Origin of the sequence: Anabaena sp. WA102 (assembly GCF_001277295.1) — a bacterium.
GTDB lineage: Bacteria > Cyanobacteriota > Cyanobacteriia > Cyanobacteriales > Nostocaceae > Dolichospermum > Dolichospermum heterosporum.
Map to the genome: position 1 here is coordinate 5618967 of NZ_CP011456.1, position 19726 is coordinate 5638692.

Consider the following 19726-nt stretch of genomic DNA (forward strand, 5'->3'; position numbering starts at 1 on the left):
TCATAGTTATTATGAAAGATGGGTAAATAAATATCTGTGTATTGGAAAATAGGAGGTAGGGGCGCAGGGACTGCGCCCAGTCAGGAGTCAGGAAAAAGAAGGAAGATAGGAAAATAGGAAAGAAGAAGGAAATTTTACTCTTACTTCCACTGACTAATGACTAATTAATAGTAATTTCCTACTTTGCGATGACGAACTGCGGTAATTCCATCGGGTTTAGAAACTTTGCCATCTTCAACTGTGCAGTATAAAATCCAGTGATCACTACATTCCATGTTGCTGATTACTTCACATTCCATGTATGCGAGTGCGTCGGTAAGAATGGGTGAACCGTTTTTAGCAGTTTGGATTTTTATGTCTGCAAATCTATCAGCACCGGGATTTAAACGTTTGAGAAAATGCTTTTTCAGGTCTTGATAGTTGCCTTCTTCTAGAACATTGAGAACAAAGCGATCGCCTACTTGCATTAAGTCATCTAAAGCGCGATCTTTAGCTACAGCAATGGTAAAACCTAAAGGCTGTAAACTGGCTTGTGTCACCCAAGAAGCGATCATTGCACCGCTAATATCGCCTTTTTTGGCAGTGACAATATACAAACCATTGCTAATTCTTCCCAACGCTTTTTCCATGTTCACGTCGAGAGATTTGATTTGTTTAATATTGCGTTCCCGCACTAACAATTGTCCCAAAGCATTGCCGGCTTCTGTAAATTGTTTATAGGTGGAATCTGTGGGGGTTTCTTTAATACGAATGGCTGGAAAAGCTTCCTTAATACCTAAATCAATAAATTTGCGTCTGAGAGTATCAATCGGTTCATCATCGCCACCATAGGACTCAAATAAACCCACAACTTGCTTATTTTTAGCAACGGCTAATAAAGAACTAATTGCGGCTTGTGCTTTAATTGCACTAGTAGAAGGCATCCCTACAATTAAACCAGATGCTCTGCCGGCTAATTCTTGAATTTCTTGGCTTTCTGCGGTGTTGAGATCCAATACTTCCACACCAACACCAGCTTTTTGCAAACCATCACCAATTGAGTGTGCCAAGTGATCGCTATGTCCATAACCAGAAACATAAAACAACCCTACAGTAGTTTCTGTTTTTGCTTGTTTTTGACTCCAATTGTGATAACATTCTCTGAGAATATCGAGGTTATGATGTAGTAATGGTCCGTGTCCATTGGCAATAATTTTGATTTCCCCAAGTTCACCCATTCTCTTCATTGCATTTAGCAAAGAACGAGCATTTGGACCCATTAAACAATCATAATAAAAGCGAAAATCAGCTTCAATTGCTTCTAAATCTTCGTCGAAAGTGCGATCATCACAGTAGTGCATTCCAAAGGCATCACAAGTGTAGAGAACTTGGGTTTTGCGATCAAAGCTAAAAATAGTATCTGGCCAGTGTAAATTTGGCGCACTGACAAATTCCATTTCGTGATCTTTACCAATTTTTACGCGATCGCCACTTTTAACAATTCGCTTAGAAAAAGGTTCATGTACCAAACCTTCTAAAAATTGCAAAGCCACTTTAGAAGCTAAAACAGTGGCTCTAGGTGCTAACTGTAAAATATCTTCTACTAAGCCACTATGATCAGGTTCAGTATGGCTAACAATTATATAATCAATCGTTTTAGGATTAACTAAACCTTTAAGAGTCTCTAAATAAAGTTCACGAAACTTCTGGTGAGAAGTATCAATTAAAACTGTTTGTTCACCTCTAATTAAATATGAATTATAGGTTGTACCATTTTGTAAACCAAATTCAATATCAAAACGATCCCGATCCCAGTCTAGAGAACGAATCGCAGTGGTATTAGGGGCAATTTCTACAGTTTGTATAGTTAATCGGTTCTGAACGTTCTCTGATATCATTACCATGATTTCACAATAGAAAATAAACAATCATTTCTTCTGCCCCCATTCTCGCTATTATTCTTATTTAAAGCTGTAATGAAAAATATATTTCGGAAAATTAAAGTTGTAGGCACAGATACAGTTTTTACTTTAATTTAGATTAAATTGGACTATGAAATCACAAAATACAGCAGTAATCAATACCCTATTTGTCGTAAGTATTATTTATACTTATGTCCTATTGGTAGAGTATCAATACTGTTCGGTTAAGACTAAAAAACAAAAATACGTAGGTTGGGTTGTTCGCGTTAGCGTTGCGGAGCAATCGGAACGAAACCCAACATTTTCAATGATTTGTTGGTTTTATACAATATGTTGTTTACGTGGAAATTTTCGTTAACCGAACAGTATTGGGTAGAGTATCCTGGCTGTAACCGTACTAATCATAAAACTAAGTTTACTTTTAAATCTTCATAATTTATGTTTAAACTTTACGATTACTTGATATTTATTTTGTAGCTTTATTTTAAAATAAGAGAGAGACATTATTTATGTCACTAAAAAGGTATTTTGTACGAAGAGTACATAAGTGAAATTTATTGACATACTATGATTACAACAATGGTATATTTAAAAATTGGCTCAAAGGAAGCCGTTACAGTAATCAGGGAAGTATTTATTAATTCCAAATATAAAAAAGTATTTTCTCTGATTTTTGAACAAGTACATATAGCGGATTACCAAATTTGGTTACAAATCAATCAGCATCTTTTGTATAGCCATCTACAACATTTAAATAACCTCTATTTAAGAGGCATTTTGAGAACCTTATAGCTTAGGTGAAAAATCTCTAAAACCTCTTTTTTTATTGTCATTTACTTCCTTATTCATTCATATTTCGTGACTTTTGTGTAAGTCCTAAACTTGTTGTGGGTTTTGCAAATACTTGAAAAACTTTATATTGTATTTCTTCTTGATAATTAATTTGCAATCCCAAAATGCAAATAGAGAAGAAATGTCCGTACAAAAATAGCATAGGAGATTAGTTGAATGACTAAAATTATCGAAGAATCCACTAAAAAGAGACTTCATCTTCCTTATTTAGACGGATTGAGGGGATTAGCGTCTTTATATATTGTCCTCGTACATATTGAACCATCAATTGAAGGACAATTGCCTATAATGTGGTCATTATTTGGAGAAATCATGAAATATGGTGCATTTAGTGTTGTCATTTTCATTGTTCTTTCTGGTTATGTTTTGATGCTGCCAGTAGCGCGTTCTGAAAATGGTCAGTTATCAGGAAGTTTCATGAATTATATTAAGAAGCGATCGCGGCGAATTTTACCACCCTACTATATAATACTGTTTATCTGTTTACTATTAACAGCAATTATCTTGGGTTTAGAAAAATTTACGGATTTTCAATGGAATACAGAAGCAGGACTAGGAGCATTTTCTCCCAGATTTTCTTTGATGGATGTCTTGCTTAAACTACTCATAGTTCATAATCTTGACAGCAACTCATATCTAACTATTAACCCACCCATGTGGACTGTCGCCACAGAATGGCAAATATACTTTTTATTTCCGTTATTATTGTTACCTATATGGCGAAGGTTGGGATTATTTGGGATTGTCATTATTACCTTTTTAATTGGTTTAACTCCTCTATATTTGTTGAATGGATTATTTGAATCAGCCAATCCTTGGTTTTTATGTATATTCTGTTTAGGAATGGCAGCAGCAGATATTGGATTTTCCCAAAAACCCAAGTTAGTAGCTATCAGAAATTCTTTACCTTGGGGTTGGTTGGCTATTATCTTTAGCTGTCTTGCTGTCATCACTGAATGGCGACGGCTAGGACTGCATATATGGATTAATCAAACTTTCGCCGGTCTAGCATTTGCCTGTCTATTTATTTCCTTAACCAAGTCAATAATAGAGGACAAAAAACCATCTTTAATCCTACGGATCTTACAACATCCTTTAGCGATCGCCCTGGGAACATTTTCCTATAGTCTCTATCTTACTCATGGACCAGTTTTAGTTTTTGTGCGTTACTTCCTGTTTTACCTACCAATCTCACCAGATATGTTTGCAGCAGGATGTTATTTAATAGGTACGGTGATGTCACTCATTATTGCTTACTGGTTTTACTTATTCTTTGAGCGGCCATTTATGTCTAATTTTTTGAAAAAGCGAAAAATCAAAGATGCCGTGATCTCATAAAAGTCTTAGACATAAAGACCCCATGAAAAATCGAGCAGCGGTCAGTAGTAAAACCCTTTTTGTGCATCTAAAATATCTAAGAGACTTCCAAATAAAAAAATGTCCCAAAACTGATGCAGAAATTCTCTCTCTGTGTACTCTGTGCCTCTGTGGTTCGTTTCTTAGGATAATTTATTTCTTGGAAGTCTCTAATCCAGAAGATTTTGGCTTTAAGGCTTACTTATTTCATATTAATACTTATAAATAAAACATCCTCCAGCCGAAGAATTAATCATCACTAATTACCAAACTAGTCCACTTTAACGGTAAACTCATATATTGCAGATCCCCGACTTCTCAAAGAAGTCGGGGATCTAAATCCAAAATGTTTACCCTCATGACTGGAGAATTAAGACTTTGGGCATAGAATTACGCAGTTTCGTATTTCTAGACAATCTGCAACCTCAACACGCCGCATACATGGGAACAGTAGCCCAGGGTTTCTTACCATTACCGGGGGATACATCCCTATGGATTGAAATTTCCCCTGGTATCGAAATCAACAAGATTACGGACGTAGCCCTGAAATCCGCTTCCGTTCGTCCTGGAGTGCAAGTAGTAGAACGTCTATATGGACTATTAGAAGTGCATTCTGGCTCTCAAGGGGAAACACGAGCCGCTGGAGATGCGATTTTGGCATTTTTAGGCGTAAAAAAAGAGGAATGTATTAAACCTCGCGTAGTTTCTAGCCAAATTATCCGCAATATTGACGCTTACCAAACCCAACTTATTAACCGTACCCGACGAGGACAACTGCTACTAGCAGGACAAACCCTCTATGTATTGGAAGTTGAACCAGCCGCTTATGCAGCACTAGCAGCTAATGAAGCAGAAAAAGCAGCGCAAATTAACATCCTCGAAGTTCAAGCTGTCGGTAGTTTTGGCAGACTTTATTTAGGTGGCTCAGAACAGGATATTTTAGCAGGAGCAGCGGGCGCTTTAGCCGCAATTGAAAACTCACCTGGAAGGGAAAATTCCCAAGGTAAGCGTAACGAATAAGGAACAAGATTGACGCAACTAACATATTAGTAGGGTGCGTCAAATGTTAAAAATCTGTTTATTCTTACCCCATAATCGAGTCTGACGCACCTTAGAGGATGTTTTAAAAGTGGTATCCCGTAATTTTCATCACATTGTTACCCCCTTTCCCCTTGTAAAGGGAAACAAGAAAAATCTGCTTCCCTCCCCTTCACAAGGGGAGGGTTAGGGAGGGGTAAAAGATTTGATACAGCAATCATGACTTTTCAAACACCCTCTTACAAAAAATATTAAATGTGAAACTTGCGTAAGTCCTAAAGGAGCAAAAAATGGCAAATCAACAACATCTCAATGTATTACGTTCAGGAGCAGTTACCTGGATAGAATGGAGAAACAAAAATTCCCAAATTGAAATTGATCTTAGTGCTGCAAATCTACTAGGAGAAAATCTCCGCGGAGCAAATCTCCAAGGGGTAAACTTGAATAAAGTAAATTTAGCTCACGCTTTATTGGTGCGAACTAATTTCAGTCATGCCAATCTCAGTAATGCTATTTTTTATCAAGCCAAATTAATAGAAGCTAACTTAAGTCAAGCGAATTTGAGTATTGCTAATTTGAGTGGGGCAATTTTAACCCAGGCTAATTTAAGTTTTGGCAACTTTATTGGTGCTGATTTTAGTGGTGCAAATCTGGAAAATACTATCATTAACGATGCTAATTTAATTGGTACAGATTTCCAAAATGCTAATTTAAAAAATGCTGATTTAGCCGCAGCGCAACTTATTCGCAGTAATTTAAGTTTTGCAAATTTGATGGCAGTTAATTTAATTACTGCTAACTTGAGTGAAGCAAATTTATATGAAGCAGAATTAATGACTGCTCAACTTTATCAAGCTAACTTACATAAAGCTAATTTAACCAAAGCTCATTTAGGAAACGCATTTTTATCTAAAGCTAATTTAACGGAAGCTAATTTAACGGAAGCTGATTTAAGTTGGGCAAATTTGAAAGGTGCGAATTTAGCCGGAGCAAATTTGCACGGTGCAACTATTAGGGGTGCAAATTTTCAGGGAGCAAATTTGAAAGGGACGATTTTAGAGAATAACTTAGAATTATTAACACCAAAGAAATGCAATTAACGGTAACGAGGTAATATGTTAAAATAAAATCAACTGTAACAATAAATCAATGCACATTCAAAAAGTCATTATCAAAAACTTCCGCTGCTTTGAGCATTTGGAAGTTAATTTAGATCCCGATATCAATATTTTTGTTGGCAATAATGGATCAGGTAAGAGTGCGTTATTGGATGGTATTGCTGCGGCAATGTTTGCTTCATATATACGTTGTATTCAGCTAATTGAAAGTATAAGATATCAACAAACTAACCCTTTTTCACAAGAAGATTTTTCAGTCAAACAAAAAGAAAATCAACAAAAACATTATGCAGAATTTACTGTATCAACTACAGATTTTTTAGATTGGAGAATAGTCTACGAAAAAAAGTTTATTTATAACAAGGAAGATATTTCTACAGCAGTCACAGGTATATCTTTATCAGAAGAAGCAAATAAGGAGTTTTTTGCTGAGTTGCAAAATAAATGTGATACTTTGAAAAATGACCCAAAATCTGAGCTTTCTGTCATAGGTTATTATAAAAGTGATCGTAATTTAACTAATCTTGAATACCAAGAAAATATTTCCAATCTACCTTTAGATAGATTTGATTCTTTAAAAAATGCTTTAAGTGCAACAGCTAATTTTACTGATTTAGCCACTTGGTTTTTTTGGCGTGAGTATGAAGAATTGAGAGAGGGAAAAAATCAAAAAGATATTAACTTTGAACTTCCAGATTTAAAGCAAATACGAAAAGCTATTTCTACTATTATTGCTCCTAATGCTCGCGTTTATTTTTCAGGTGCAACATCTGCAAAATTGATGGTTGAGTGGACAATGGAAACAGGAGAAAAACGAGAACTTTTACTTAGTCAATTAAGTGCAGGTTATCGCAATATGTTAGCGTTGGTGATGGATTTTGCGCGGCGTTTAGCACAAGCAAACCCACACATGGAAAACCCATTATCAGCAGAAGCCATTTTGATGATTGATGAGTTAGATTTACATTTACATCCAACGTGGCAACAAAATATTATTCCTGATTTAAAAAAGGTATTTCCCAACACTCAAATTATCGCCACTACTCACAGTCCCGAAGTTGTAACAACAGTTAAACAAAATCAGGTGAAGATATTAGAAGATTATCAAATCAAGGAATGTCCATCACCTACCAAGGGGATGAAAAGTTCAGATATTGTCAGATATGTTTTAGGGTTGAGTGATTTAAGACCAGATACGGAAGAATCAAGAACACTGACACGCCTTTTTGAAGCAATTGATAATGGTCAATTAGAAGAAGCAAAACGCCTCAGACAAGAATTACAACACTGGGAATCTTATGATCCAGATATGACTAGAGCAGATATGCAAATCCGCAAATTGGAACGGAGGAATGCGGTGTGAAAAAAGTGCTGAAATCCCCAGAACCAGAGGAACTTAAAAAGTATAAAGGGCGATTTTCTTTACAGATAAAGCGATGGAGTGATTTAAAAAAGAACCGAGAAACTTTGAATGCAATTCGTGACACTTTAGCGACTGATCAAAAGGGACTTTGTGCCTATTGTGAAATGTCCCTTCATGAGAAAAATCGTTCTGTAGAACATTTTATTCCTCGTAACCAATCAACAAAAGAAAATAATCATGATCTAGATTGGCAAAATATGCTTGCTATCTGTCTTCCTCCAGGTGGAATGAAAGATGAAGACTTGGAAAATCCACAACTACTGAAAGATTTACCATGTTGTGGCAAAAAGAAGGATGGTGACATACCTGATGGTAGATTATTAAATCCTCTGAATTTACCAACATTACGTCTATTTAAATTCAGTAGTAAAGATGGTGAAATTAGACCTGATAAAAAAGCTTGTGAAGATTCTGGTATTCCTATAGAAAATGTTCAATTTACTATTGATACTCTGGAACTTAATGTCCAAAGATTGAAAGATCAACGATTAGTTGTAATTGACGAAATAGAAAAAGAACTTGATGATGAGACAATTGATATAAATGATTTAGAAGAGAAAGTTGCAGCCGAATATTTTGGTAATGGTACAGACAATTGGCATCCGTTTTTTACAACTATTCGCTGGGTTTTAGGTGCAGGTGCAGAACGACATCTTATGAATATTTATTATTCAGGTTAACAATAAATAAGATCCCCGACTTCTTAAAGAAGTCGGGGATCTGACTCCTGCGACGAGATGTCAAAAATATGTTAATTGAGCAACGTTTGATTAAACAAAATAAAATCTGCCCTTTCATCTATCTAAAGAAATAGATTTTAATTTGTAATTAATCTAAAATTAATCTATTGATAAAAAGGTGCTTTTTTTTGAACAAAGTTACAATTCTGGAAAAAAGTCTGATAGATTATAGCCATAGTGTGGCGTATCCCTGCGAACTGCTTGCAGCAGCGCTTCGCTATCGCCGGAGGCATCAGCCATAACCCAACATTATCAGGGATTTTGTTGGGTTTCGCTGTCGCTCAACCCAACCTACATTTCCTTGACCGACAAGTATTGCGTCTCATCTGCGAGAATCTTATCAACTCGATTCCCTCTTATTAATTTAGTTGGTGCATATTATGGATATCTTATTTGTTCACGGTGAAGAAAGTCAAAACATCATCGGATGTTATGGAAATACAGAAGGAATTGCGGCAGTGGTTGTCACAGTATTTCCAGACAATAGTAAATATGAAATTATTGATTCCGTTTTCCGTCGTCGTCTAGGATTGAAGCCAACTGCTAATGATTTAATAGAACTGGCTAACACCCATAAAGTTAAATATATTATCGGCAATAAACTCATGGAAAACGTTTACAGTGGGGGAACATTAGACAAAAATTATGAGTTTCCTATTGAAATTCAATGGGAAACCAATGAAATTAATGTTGAGAAATTACTGTTTCTCACCGAATGTTATCTCAATGAAGGTAGGTTAAATTTAGCTGCTGATGTCGAAAACGTCATCGAAAAAGAATTACGGTCTTTCGACTTGCAAAAATGCCGGGATCATGGTCAAGCCAGCCACAGGATATTTGCATTCTTTCATGCGATCGCTGCTGCGCGTTCATTCATCCCCTCCTGGGCAAAAGCTTAAAAAAACCTAAAGGTTGACTGTACAAAATAATCAAACTTCAAAAAGCTTATATTTTCTTTCTCCACACTTGTTCCGAGTCTCGCTATATTAGCAAGTAATAGGAAAAGTTGAAAAGGAGTTGAGAAAAGATGGAAACTAAGCCCATGAACCCATCTCTAGCACTCGCGGACATCCCCCCCGGTTATCTGAATATTATGGGTTATGTTGACCAATCAGAAGTTAATGGACCCGGTTGTCGGGCTGTTGTCTGGGTACAAGGTTGTAACCGTGAGTGTTCTGGTTGCTTTAATCCTGACTCCTGGGCATTTGAGATTAATGATTTAGTTGCTATTGATACCCTCGCTGAAAGTATTCTCAAAAATCCCCAGAATACGGGTGTAACTTTTTCCGGTGGTGAACCATTTTGGCAAGCACCTGCACTAACAATTTTAGCGAAAAAATTAAAAGCAGCGGGTTTAAATATCATGTCTTTTACTGGTTTCACACTCCAGCAATTACAATCTGATTCCGCACCTCCTGGTGCAAAAGAATTATTGGCAGAATTAGATATTTTGATTGATGGTCCTTTTGTCAAATCTCTAGCAATTAATTCTCCTGATTCTCCCGTTTCTTCTAGTAATCAAAAAGTCAATATCTTTAATCCAGAATTTGCAGATAAAATTACTTGGGCTAGTGATCAAATTGAAGTCCACATTCTCAAAGATGGTAATCGTATTGTTACAGGTTATCAAGGTTTATTGGAATTAAGCTAATTTTAGGGAGGCTGAAAAATCAAGATACAGCACTTTCTAATGTTATGAAGTACAGTTTTTTATCACCAAACCCGTAGGGGCGCAGGGCCTGCGCCCTCCATTGTGTTTCATAAGAACGAGAATTGCTGTAAGTTTGTTTTTCAGTCTCTCTCAGTGAAAAAAGTCTATAAAATTTCAACGTTTAAAAACTATCATTTTATTACCCACAACTGGACTACGGGCAATTATTTTCTCTTGAAAATCAACAACTTCTAAATGGATAAAATTAAGTTCTTGGGAACGTTGTAATATATCCGCTGCTAGTTTGTCCTGTTGAGATTTTTCCAGGTTATACCAAATATCGCTAATTTTCACAGTTAAATCGCTGGTACGGAAATTAGCTTGAAGAGGTTTTATGAGTTGAGAAATAATATTTTTATCCTGCGTATTTTTAACAGCAATGGTAATATCTGAAAACTGATTTTCAATTGCTGCTAGTAAAGCTTGTTCAGGTGTTAATTCGATAACTGGAGTTGGGGTAGTTTCAGTTTCTATAACCGGAGTTGGTATGACTTCCGGTTCAACAACTGGGGTGGGGGTTGGTATGACTTCAGGTTCTATAACTGGGGTGGGAGTTGGTTCTGGTTCTATAACTGATTTTGGTGGGATAACCTCTTCTACCGGGGGAACAGTTGCGACTTCCACAGATTTAGGAATAAACATAAATGTAGTTATTCCTATTGTCACCACAAAAATTACTGCAAAAATCCCTGTCAGCACCGTATCTGATACATTATTAGATATATTTGATGGTAGAAATAAGCGGAATGTCCTTAAAAATCCATCCCAACGCCATAAAAAATTAGTTTTTTTCTGAGTATCAGCGGGTGTTTCTGTCTCCAGTTTAACTACTGTAGTTTCTAAAACACCAATCGTTCCCCGCAAAACTTGGATAATTGCCGTTTTCCAAATTGGTTGATTTTTTTGATAGAGTGTAGGTGCGGGTTCACTTCTTGGTTTTCTACGTTTTTCTCCTGACATGGAACTTTTACCCAAATTAGCGAATCAAAAATATCAATACCTTGTCCAAATTGGAAAAAGTCTTGATTTGTAGGTTGGGTTGAGGTACGAAACCCAACAAATGCGTTGGGTTGCGCGATCGCTTAACCCAACCTACGAAAAATGGACAAGGTATTGAAATGTAGAAAACGTATTGTGACTATAATCATCTATTGTGCCATTTTAATAAAATATGAATATTAACCGCCGTCAATTTTTGTTTTTAAGTGGAATCAGCACCATAGCATCTGGATTTTTGAGTGGGAAATTGTCAAATTCAAATTCTCTCATACAATCAGCAACAGCAGCTAAACCAGTCAAAAAAGATTTATTATTGCGTTTTGTCTCCGTTGCTGATACAGGAACTGGGACTAAAGGACAATATGCTGTAGCAAATGCTATGAATTTTTATCATCAGCAAAATCCTTATAATTTGGTAGTTTTAGCTGGTGATAACATCTACAATAATGGGGAAATTGAGAAAATAAATGAAGTTTTTGAACGTCCCTATCAACCTTTACTAAAAAATGGTGTCAAGTTTCATGCTTGTTTAGGCAATCATGATATTCGCACTGATAATGGTGTTCCCCAAGTTAAATATCCTGGTTTTAATATGCAGGGACGTTATTACACATTTAGTCAAAATAAAGTTCAGTTTTTTGCGTTAGATACTAATGGTAATGCTGATTGGAAAAATCAATTAATTTGGTTAGATAAAGAATTAAGTCTGAGTAAAGCACCTTGGAAAGTTGTCTTTGGTCATCATCCGATTTATTCGTCTGGTCATTATGGAAATAATACAAGTTTTATTAAAACCTTTACTCCTCTATTTAAAAAATACAATGTTCAACTTTATATCAATGGTCATGAACATAATTATGAACGAACTCGCGCTATTAATGGAACTACCTATTTAATCTGTGGTGCTGGTGCTGGTAATCGTCCAGTTGGTCGTTCTCAATGGACAGAATATTCAACCAGTGATTTGAGTTTTGCTGCCTATGATGTGTATGCAGATAGAATGGAAGTGAGTGCTATTGGTACTAATAATCGCGTTTTTGATCAGGGTGTAATTAAATTAAATAGTGTTTAATGAAAGGAGTCAGGAGTCAGGAGAAGAAAGAACGAGTCAGGAGGAAGAAAGAAGAATAATCAATATCAAAGAACTTTTCCTCCCCCTATTTCCTGTTCCCTGTTCCCTGTTCCCTGTTCCCTACTATTTAGTAATGGTTGAGGTTGATTCCTGCTTCTTTTGCCATTGCGTCTAAACCTTTAAATTCTAAGGTTTTGATGGCTTTGGTGGAAAGTTTCAATTTTACCCAACGGTTACCAGCAGGCCACCAAACCCGCTTTGTTTGCAGATTAACGTGCTGTAGACGCTTGGTGTGACGGTTAGAGTGGGAAACGGAACAAGCGTTATTGGCTTTTTTACCAGTTAGTTCACAACGACGGGACATAATAAATATCTCCTAGAGTTCTATTTTAAGACAACCTTCCCATTATATCTCAACAAGTTCGGGAAAAAGAATAATTATCTAGTATCTGGGGAATTATGGCAAGCATTACCGACCTTTTGAGAAAATCTTAGAGGATGTTTGAAAAGTGGTATTCCGTAATTTTCATCACATTGCTACCCCCCTTAGTCCCCCCTTGTAAAGGGGGGAAACAATAAAAATCCAGTTCCCTCCCCTTTACAAGGGGAGGGTTAGGGTGGGGTAAAAAATATTTGATACATCAACCATAACTTTTCAAACACCCTCTTAATCTTGACTTTTGATTACTTGTGTTATTCTTGTGTATATACAAAATGTATTTATAAAGTAAATGGAATTTGAATGGGACGAACATAAAAATCAACACAATCACAAAAAACATGGACTTAGGAATGTGAATTAAATAAGGTGCAAAAGTAGGGTGTGTTAGCGACAGCGTAACGCACCATTCCAGGTTACATCAGAATTGCAGGTTATTAAATTTGCGTTCCTTAGCTTTGAGGAAGCACAAGAAATTTTTCAGGGAATCGTTTTTACGTCAATTGATGAACGATTTGACTATGATGAAGAAATTAGAGAAATTACTATTGGTGCAATACAAGGAATTATTGTTGTTACCGTAGTCCATACCGAAATAAACGGTAAAATCCGTCTAATTTCAGCCCGAAAAGCCACCCCTAAAGAAAGGAGACAATACTATGAATATCTCGCCGCAACGTCTTGAAGAAATCCAAAATATCCCAGATTCTGCTATTGATACTTCTGATATTCCCGAATTAGATGATAACTTTTGGCAAACCGCTAAAATGGTGAAACCTATTACTAAAAAAGCTATTTCCATTCGCTTAGATAGTGACGTTTTAGAATGGTTTAAACACCAGGGAAAAGGCTATCAATCAATGATTAATACTGTGCTGCGTTCTTATATTAACCATCAAGAAAATCTCTAAAAAAATAAAGTGTTACAACCGACTTCTCCGAGAAGTCGGTTATCTGGCTGTTTACTTGCTGGCTTGTTCTGTTAGCTTGGTGAGTACGTCATTGGAACGTTCTACAAAGGATTTCATCCCATCTGCATCAAAGCCTTTTTGCGATATAAGTGCCAAATCATAAACGTGCTGACACATCATATTAACTAATTGGCTAGATTGTGACTCCCCATCACCCTGAATAATACTACCTTGACTGAGATTAACCAAGTTTTGAATTAACGGGTGAGCAGTATTTACTAGTAAAATATGTTCTTCGGGGAATTCGACGGTTTGCTGCTGCATCATAGCACTCATTTCTCGCATCCGCCGCAGAAATTCGGGTAATAACACCATTGCAGGTGGTGTTCCCTGTGGGTCGTCTGATTTTAAGGACTCGGTGCGGATGTTGAGTTTTGGCTTGTTGAGGGCTTTCTCAAATAGTTCTTTAATGACTTCTCCTTTGGTCTTGTTGGTGGTGGGGTCAACAATTTCGCTGGTTTTGTCATCGAGAAGAGTGTTATCGAGGTCAGAGTCTACCCGTGTAAATTTAACATCCCGATATTCTTGTTCTAGGAAGTTAATGAAGTGGGTATCAATGAAGGAGTCCATAAAGAGGACTTCTAAACCTTGATTTTTGTGCAGTTCTATGTATGTGGATTGAGTAGCTGCATCGGTGCTGTAGAATACCTTGTTTTCGTGACGTTCTTTGTTCCGTTCTAGGTATTCTTTCAGCGTGGTGTAGGGGATGCTAGTCGCGTTTGCTGGGGTAACATCTTGCCAAACATCACCGTCAGCAGATTGAACTTCAACGGCTGCGGTGTCGGCTACAGGGGCTTCTAATTTGGCTGTACTGCGGAAGATGATGATGTCTTCAACTTGTTTTTTGAATTTATCATCGTTGAGAACGCCAAATTTCACGAATGTTCCCAAGTCTTTCCAGGCTGTTACGTATTGTTCGCGGTTATCACGGTATAATTCTTTGAGTCTATCGCCGACTTTTTTGGCTATATAATCTCCTATTCTCTTAATAGTGCGATCGCCTTGTAATGCACTTCGAGAAACGTTCAAAGGTATATCAGTGCTATCAATCACGCCCCGCATGGGCATTAAAAACTGGGGAATAATTTCCTCACAGTTGTCACTGACAAACACCTGATTGCAGAATAACTTAATTTGTCCCTTGGTGACATCTACATCAGGACGCATTTTCGGGAAATACAAAATCCCGTTAATCACAAAGGGATAATCTGTATTCAAATGCACCCACAGCAAAGGTTCTTCTTGGAAAGGATACAAATAGCGGTAAAACTCTAAATAATCTTCCTTGGTGAGATTAGTGGGAGATTCCCGCCATGCAGCTTTTTGTTTATTTAAAACTTCCCCATCCATTTTAATGGGAACTGACATGAAATCGCAGTAAGTCTTGACAAGATTCCTAATTCGTGCTGGTTCTAAAAATTCCTCTTCTTCCCCTTCTAATCTGAGGATAATCGTAGTTCCGCGACTGGTGCGGGAAGATTCATCTAAAATAAATTTGGGTGAACCATCACAAGTCCAACGCACGGCTTGTGCGCCTTCCTGGTAAGATAAAGTATCAATTTCTACTTGCTTTGCTACCATGAAGGATGAGTAGAAACCCAAACCGAAATGACCGATAATCGGTTGATCTGCCTTACCTTCATACTTGTCAATAAATTCTTCAGCACTGGAGAAAGCAACTTGGTTAATGTATTTTTTTACTTCCTCTGCTGTCATGCCAATGCCATTATCAGCTATTGAGAGAGTTTTGTTGTCTTTATCAATGCTAATTGTAATTTCCGGTTCACCAATTTCGCCATTGTATTCCCCAGCGCGGGATACCATGTTTAACTTTTGGATAGCGTCTACCCCGTTGGATACCAGTTCCCGCAAGAAGATTTGATGATCTGAGTAGAGAGACTTCTTGATAATCGGGAAAATATTATCGGTATGAATACTGATATTGCCTTGTTCTAACATAGTTATCCGTCGGTTTTACTTGCAGATATATTTTATGAAAATCAATTTTCGGTGATTTTATCGCTTTTGGGGTCAGGAATACCTCTTCATTATGATTCGGATTACACTACCAGGATTATTGTTGATGGTTTTAGGCATTTATAATAAAAATTAAGTATATTCAACTATCTTGAGGAATAATTCTATGGAACCGATAACTTTAGCTACTGCCATTACTACCATATTTCTCACTGGAGTGTTACAGAAACAGGGTGAAAATTTTAGTGATTTTTTCATGCAAAAGGTTGGTGAAGCGCTTGCTGTCATTCGCAAGCATTCCCCAGAAACAGCAGCAGCGTTAGCAGCAGGGAATCCAGAAGTATTATCTCTCAATTCAGAAGTTTTACAACAAATTCCCTCAAATCCGATTTTTGCGGAATTAGTTGCTACTGCTGACACAGAGGAAAATACCACATTTCAGGAAAAGTATCAAGCGGTGAAAGCTGGTGGCACAATTAATATTATTGGTAAACAGATTAATATTTCCCAAGCTGGTACAGGCAATACTCAGCATAATACCTTTAGTAACTTCTGAACTTATATTATATGGATAAGTATCTGATCGTTTTAGAAAGAACTGAAACAGGATTTTCCGCATACTCTCCTGATGTTTGGGGTTGTATTGCTACGGGGGAGACATTGGAAACAACGTTAGAGAATATGCGTTCAGCTTTAGTTTTCCATCTTCAAGATAGTACATCAATTCCCCCACCTCGTGGTATTGATGCTTATTTGGATGCTTTACGTGAGTCAGAGGGTGAGGAATTTTATCTAACCCATATTGGGGTAGAAGTTTTAAAGTGAGAAATTTAATTCAGGAGGTTTGAGTTATGGAAGAATTACTAGAACTTCAACAATTGCTGATTAATGGCAATATTCCTGGTGCATTGCTGCTAGTTGAAGAGATGACTGAAATGAGCAAAGATGATAAACTGAATAAGATTTTTAGTTTTGGCAAAATTATTCTTCTGCATCTAATTAAGCAAGCTGCGGAAAAACGAACAACTAGATCATGGGATTTGTCTATTGCTAATGCAGTGAAAGAAATTCAACGCACAAACAAACGTCGTAAAGCTGGGGGAATGTACTTTACAAGTGAAGAATTGCGAGAAACTTTAGAAGATGCTTATGAATTATCATTGAATGGTGCAGCAAAAGAAGCATTTGAAGGTAAATATGAAACCGAAGAATTAGCAGCAATGGTAGATAAGGAAATGATATTACAACAAGCTATTGCTTTAATCTTAGAAAATGTCATATAGACAACAATAATTTTCTCGTTGTTATACTTTGTTTCTCGTTCCCATACTCTGTATGGGAATGAATTCTAGAAGTCTCTGACTTCAATAATAGCAGAGACAGAGCCTCAATGATAGCATTCCCAGTCTGAGACTGGGAACGAGATAACTAGATAAACTAGCAGCAATGGTAAATAAAAAATGATTGACAAACAAATAAATATCCAACAAGACGGACAAGGTAATGTTATAAATAACTTCTTTTCTTCTCAACCCACACAACTACAAGGAAACCCTTTCAAACTACCTCAACCCCGTGAGGGTGGACTGTTTGGACGAGAAAAAAAATTAGAAGAACTCCATGAATTATTGCAAAGTGGTAAAAACGTTTGTGTTGTTTCTGGAATGGGAGGAGTTGGGAAAACTGGACTGGTGCGAGAATATGCCAATTTAACAGAATGTACATCATTCTTTACTGGTGGAATCTATTATATTGATGCCAGAGATAGGCAAAATATGGCTGCGGAAATTATCGCTTTGACTAAATGGAGATTTAAAGCCGAATTACCAGCAAATTTATCTACTCAACAAATGGTAACGGCTTGTTGGCAACAATGGAAATACCAAACAGAAAATGTATTATTGATTCTTGATGATGTATCTGGGTTAGCTGATAATATCAAAACCTATTTACCACCAGCAGATTTAGTTTCCCTGCGGTTGTTGATGACTTCGCGGGAAACACCAGATAAACGCATTGCGGAAAAGTTAGAATTACAAGTATTGTCAGAAGCAGCAGCAGTAGATTTATTAGCCTCAATTATTGGACAATCACGAATTGATGCAGAACCAAAACAGGCTAAACTACTTTGTTATGAGTTGGGATATTTGCCTTTAGCTTTAGAATTGGTGGCATATTATTTAGATGATGAAGACTATCAGGATTTATCACTGTTAGCAATGCGTGGTAAGTTGCAAGAAAAAGTTAAACATCCTGCACTGTCACCAGAAGACGTTCCAGGAGGAATACAAGCACAAAGAGGGTTACAAGCTGCATTTGATTTAAGTTGGGATGAATTAAAACCAGAAGCTAAATATCTCGCTTGTGTGTTGGCTGCTTTTGCACCTTTTCCTATTCGTTGGGATTTTGTTACAGCTATTTATCAACAGTTGCAAGGTGAATTATTTAATGAGGATAATTTAAAAGACCGTTGGTTAAAATATTTAATAAAACGGCATCTAGTGATAACTGTTGAAAAAAATATTTATAATTTACATTTGCTTATTCACGACTATTTTAGTGAACATCTGAAACAACATTCTGATTACAGCCAAATTAAACAAGCATATTGTGATATTTTTGCCATTGTTGCTAGTAATATCAATCAACCAATCAATTTAATAACATTCAATTTAATTGAACCACATTTAAAAAAGATAATTGGTTGGTGTGAAAACAAAGAAGATATTAAATTTGCTTACAGTTTAAATGGTTTAGCACGGTTATACCATTCTCAAGGAGAACACAATAAAGCAGAACCTCTCTATCGTCAGTCTTTAGAAATAAAAAAATGCCAACTAGGTACAGATCATCTTGATGTTGCAAAAATTTTAAATGAGTTAGGATTAATGTATAGTTGCCAAGGACTTTATATTAAAGCAGAATCTTTCTGTTGTCAGTCTTTAGAAATCAGAAAACACCAACTAGGTACAGATAATCTTGATGTAGCTCAAAGTCTTAATAATTTAGCATTATTGCACCATTGCCAAAGACGTTACATTAAAGCAGAATCTTTATATCGCCTATCTTTAAGAATTAGAAAACGCCAATTAGGTACAAGTCATATTGATGTTGCACAAAGTCTTCATAATTTAGCATTACTTTATAAAAATCAAGGACGATATAATAAAGCAGCACTTTACTATCTTCAGTCTTTAGAAATACGTAAATTTCAACTCGGTACAGAACATTCTGACGTAGCACAAAGCTATTACAATTTTGCATTTTTATATGAAGCACAAAATAAATATAAAGAAGCTGAAAAATTATTTAACAAAGCATTAGCAATATATCAAAAAGTATTAGGAAATCAACACCCCAATACGCAAAACGCAGCACTTATGGTAAAAACCTTATACGTAATGAGCTTTTTGCATTGCAAAAAAGATACATTATTTGCTGTTCTTGACGCACTTGCTCAACGAGCAAACCTTCCCGAACTAAATACAGAAATAGCATTAGCATTACTAGAACAGATAGAAAGTGATCCTGATTTATTGTTATCTATTCGAGAGTCTTTGCACCAATAACCAAAAGCATCGGATAGCAATACATAAAAACAGGTTTGCAATGCAATCATAAAATTGTCAGAATCAGGATGTCCAGGATTTAAGGATGTACAGGATTATAAGTGTCAAATTACTTGATAAATTACTAAAATCCTGAAGAAGATCATGCTTGAGTTAACTAAATATAGTGCGATTTTGTGGGAAACTCTCACAAAACTAATTTTGCTTTGCGTAACTCATCATTAACTCACCAAAACCCATTGAGAACAACTACTAAACCCATAAATATAAAACTGCTTAGATAGAAAATAACGCAATAATTAAAGTAAAACCCATAAATCATCCACAATAATGACTCTTATACATATAATCCTGCAAATCCTATAATCCTGGACATCCTGATTCAGACAATTATTCCTAAAGCATCAGATAACAATCCAGAAAAATATTTTCATCATCCATTCATAACTCATCGCAAAAAAAACATAATAAAGCTATTGACTTCCTATTTAAAATATGTTATCCTGAACTTGATAAGGAAGAACTATCTCGCAAACAGACAATTTAACTCTCCGTGCCTC

The 19726-nt window shown here is 36.3% G+C and carries 19 protein-coding genes; 15 read left to right on the top strand and 4 right to left on the bottom strand.

The window, feature by feature from the left end; translation table 11 throughout:
* Positions 1-164 precede the first annotated feature (164 nt).
* Positions 165-1883 carry a diflavin flavoprotein gene (locus AA650_RS24895; protein WP_053541070.1) on the bottom strand — a complete coding sequence of 573 codons (1719 nt, stop codon included), beginning with the start codon at positions 1881-1883 and terminating at the stop codon, positions 165-167.
* Positions 1884-2468: 585 nt separating this feature from the next.
* Here AA650_RS24895 and AA650_RS24900 point away from each other — a divergent pair.
* The 8 genes from AA650_RS24900 to AA650_RS24935 all read left to right on the top strand — a co-directional run bounded on the left by AA650_RS24900 (position 2469) and on the right by AA650_RS24935 (position 10079).
* Entirely contained in the window at positions 2469-2693 is a 225-nt protein-coding gene (locus tag AA650_RS24900) for a hypothetical protein (RefSeq protein WP_039202827.1), read from the top strand.
* A 216-nt stretch (positions 2694-2909) separates the two neighbouring features.
* On the top strand, positions 2910-4091 hold the full coding sequence (locus tag AA650_RS24905) for an acyltransferase family protein (RefSeq protein WP_039202828.1): 1182 nt from the start codon (positions 2910-2912) through the stop codon (positions 4089-4091).
* Between the two features lie 396 nt (positions 4092-4487).
* Entirely contained in the window at positions 4488-5129 is a 642-nt protein-coding gene (locus AA650_RS24910) for a hypothetical protein (RefSeq protein ID WP_039202830.1), read from the top strand.
* Positions 5130-5437: 308 nt separating this feature from the next.
* A complete protein-coding gene (locus AA650_RS24915; RefSeq protein WP_053541071.1) occupies positions 5438-6247 on the top strand; it encodes a pentapeptide repeat-containing protein in 810 nt (269 codons plus the stop codon).
* A gap of 49 nt (positions 6248-6296) precedes the next feature.
* On the top strand, positions 6297-7628 hold the full coding sequence (locus tag AA650_RS24920; RefSeq protein ID WP_053541072.1) for an AAA family ATPase: 1332 nt from the start codon (positions 6297-6299) through the stop codon (positions 7626-7628).
* Positions 7625-8368 (top strand): retron system putative HNH endonuclease, encoded by a 744-nt coding sequence (locus AA650_RS24925; protein WP_053541073.1) that lies wholly within the window; start codon positions 7625-7627, stop codon positions 8366-8368. Before AA650_RS24920 ends, AA650_RS24925 begins: the two co-directional genes overlap by 4 nt.
* A gap of 440 nt (positions 8369-8808) precedes the next feature.
* Positions 8809-9327: a hypothetical protein gene (locus AA650_RS24930; protein ID WP_053541074.1), complete on the top strand. Its 519-nt coding sequence runs from the start codon at positions 8809-8811 to the stop codon at positions 9325-9327.
* Positions 9328-9455: 128 nt separating this feature from the next.
* Positions 9456-10079, top strand: coding sequence for a 4Fe-4S single cluster domain-containing protein (locus tag AA650_RS24935; RefSeq protein WP_053541075.1), 624 nt, complete (start codon positions 9456-9458; stop codon positions 10077-10079).
* A gap of 174 nt (positions 10080-10253) precedes the next feature.
* On the opposite strand, the gene AA650_RS24940 is transcribed toward AA650_RS24935, so the two are convergent.
* Entirely contained in the window at positions 10254-11099 is an 846-nt protein-coding gene (locus tag AA650_RS24940) for a hypothetical protein (RefSeq protein WP_053541076.1), read from the bottom strand.
* Between the two features lie 211 nt (positions 11100-11310).
* On the opposite strand from AA650_RS24940, the gene AA650_RS24945 reads away from it, so the two are divergent.
* Positions 11311-12210 carry a metallophosphoesterase family protein gene (locus AA650_RS24945; protein ID WP_053541077.1) on the top strand — a complete coding sequence of 300 codons (900 nt, stop codon included), beginning with the start codon at positions 11311-11313 and terminating at the stop codon, positions 12208-12210.
* Between the two features lie 127 nt (positions 12211-12337).
* On the opposite strand, the gene rpmB is transcribed toward AA650_RS24945, so the two are convergent.
* Positions 12338-12574, bottom strand: a complete 237-nt coding sequence (gene rpmB, locus AA650_RS24950; RefSeq protein WP_039202842.1) for a 50S ribosomal protein L28 — start codon at positions 12572-12574, stop codon at positions 12338-12340.
* 502 nt (positions 12575-13076) lie between these two features.
* Between rpmB and AA650_RS24955 the strand changes: the two genes are divergently transcribed.
* Positions 13077-13334 carry a BrnT family toxin gene (locus AA650_RS24955; RefSeq protein WP_053541078.1) on the top strand — a complete coding sequence of 86 codons (258 nt, stop codon included), beginning with the start codon at positions 13077-13079 and terminating at the stop codon, positions 13332-13334.
* Positions 13309-13560, top strand: coding sequence for a BrnA antitoxin family protein (locus tag AA650_RS24960; protein ID WP_053541079.1), 252 nt, complete (start codon positions 13309-13311; stop codon positions 13558-13560). Before AA650_RS24955 ends, AA650_RS24960 begins: the two co-directional genes overlap by 26 nt.
* A 51-nt stretch (positions 13561-13611) precedes the next feature.
* Here the strand turns inward: AA650_RS24960 and htpG are convergent, their stop codons facing one another.
* Positions 13612-15579 carry a molecular chaperone HtpG gene (gene htpG / locus AA650_RS24965; RefSeq protein ID WP_053541080.1) on the bottom strand — a complete coding sequence of 656 codons (1968 nt, stop codon included), beginning with the start codon at positions 15577-15579 and terminating at the stop codon, positions 13612-13614.
* A gap of 184 nt (positions 15580-15763) precedes the next feature.
* Here htpG and AA650_RS24970 point away from each other — a divergent pair, with 184 nt between their 5' ends.
* The 4 genes from AA650_RS24970 (at position 15764) to AA650_RS24985 (ending at position 19166) form a co-directional block, all read left to right on the top strand.
* On the top strand, positions 15764-16153 hold the full coding sequence (locus tag AA650_RS24970; RefSeq protein ID WP_053541081.1) for a hypothetical protein: 390 nt from the start codon (positions 15764-15766) through the stop codon (positions 16151-16153).
* 11 nt (positions 16154-16164) lie between these two features.
* Positions 16165-16422 carry a type II toxin-antitoxin system HicB family antitoxin gene (locus tag AA650_RS24975; RefSeq protein ID WP_053541082.1) on the top strand — a complete coding sequence of 86 codons (258 nt, stop codon included), beginning with the start codon at positions 16165-16167 and terminating at the stop codon, positions 16420-16422.
* Between the two features lie 26 nt (positions 16423-16448).
* Positions 16449-16880 (top strand): DUF29 family protein, encoded by a 432-nt coding sequence (locus AA650_RS24980; RefSeq protein WP_053541083.1) that lies wholly within the window; start codon positions 16449-16451, stop codon positions 16878-16880.
* A 177-nt stretch (positions 16881-17057) separates the two neighbouring features.
* Entirely contained in the window at positions 17058-19166 is a 2109-nt protein-coding gene (locus AA650_RS24985) for a tetratricopeptide repeat protein (RefSeq protein ID WP_053541084.1), read from the top strand.
* Positions 19167-19726: the final 560 nt, after the last annotated feature.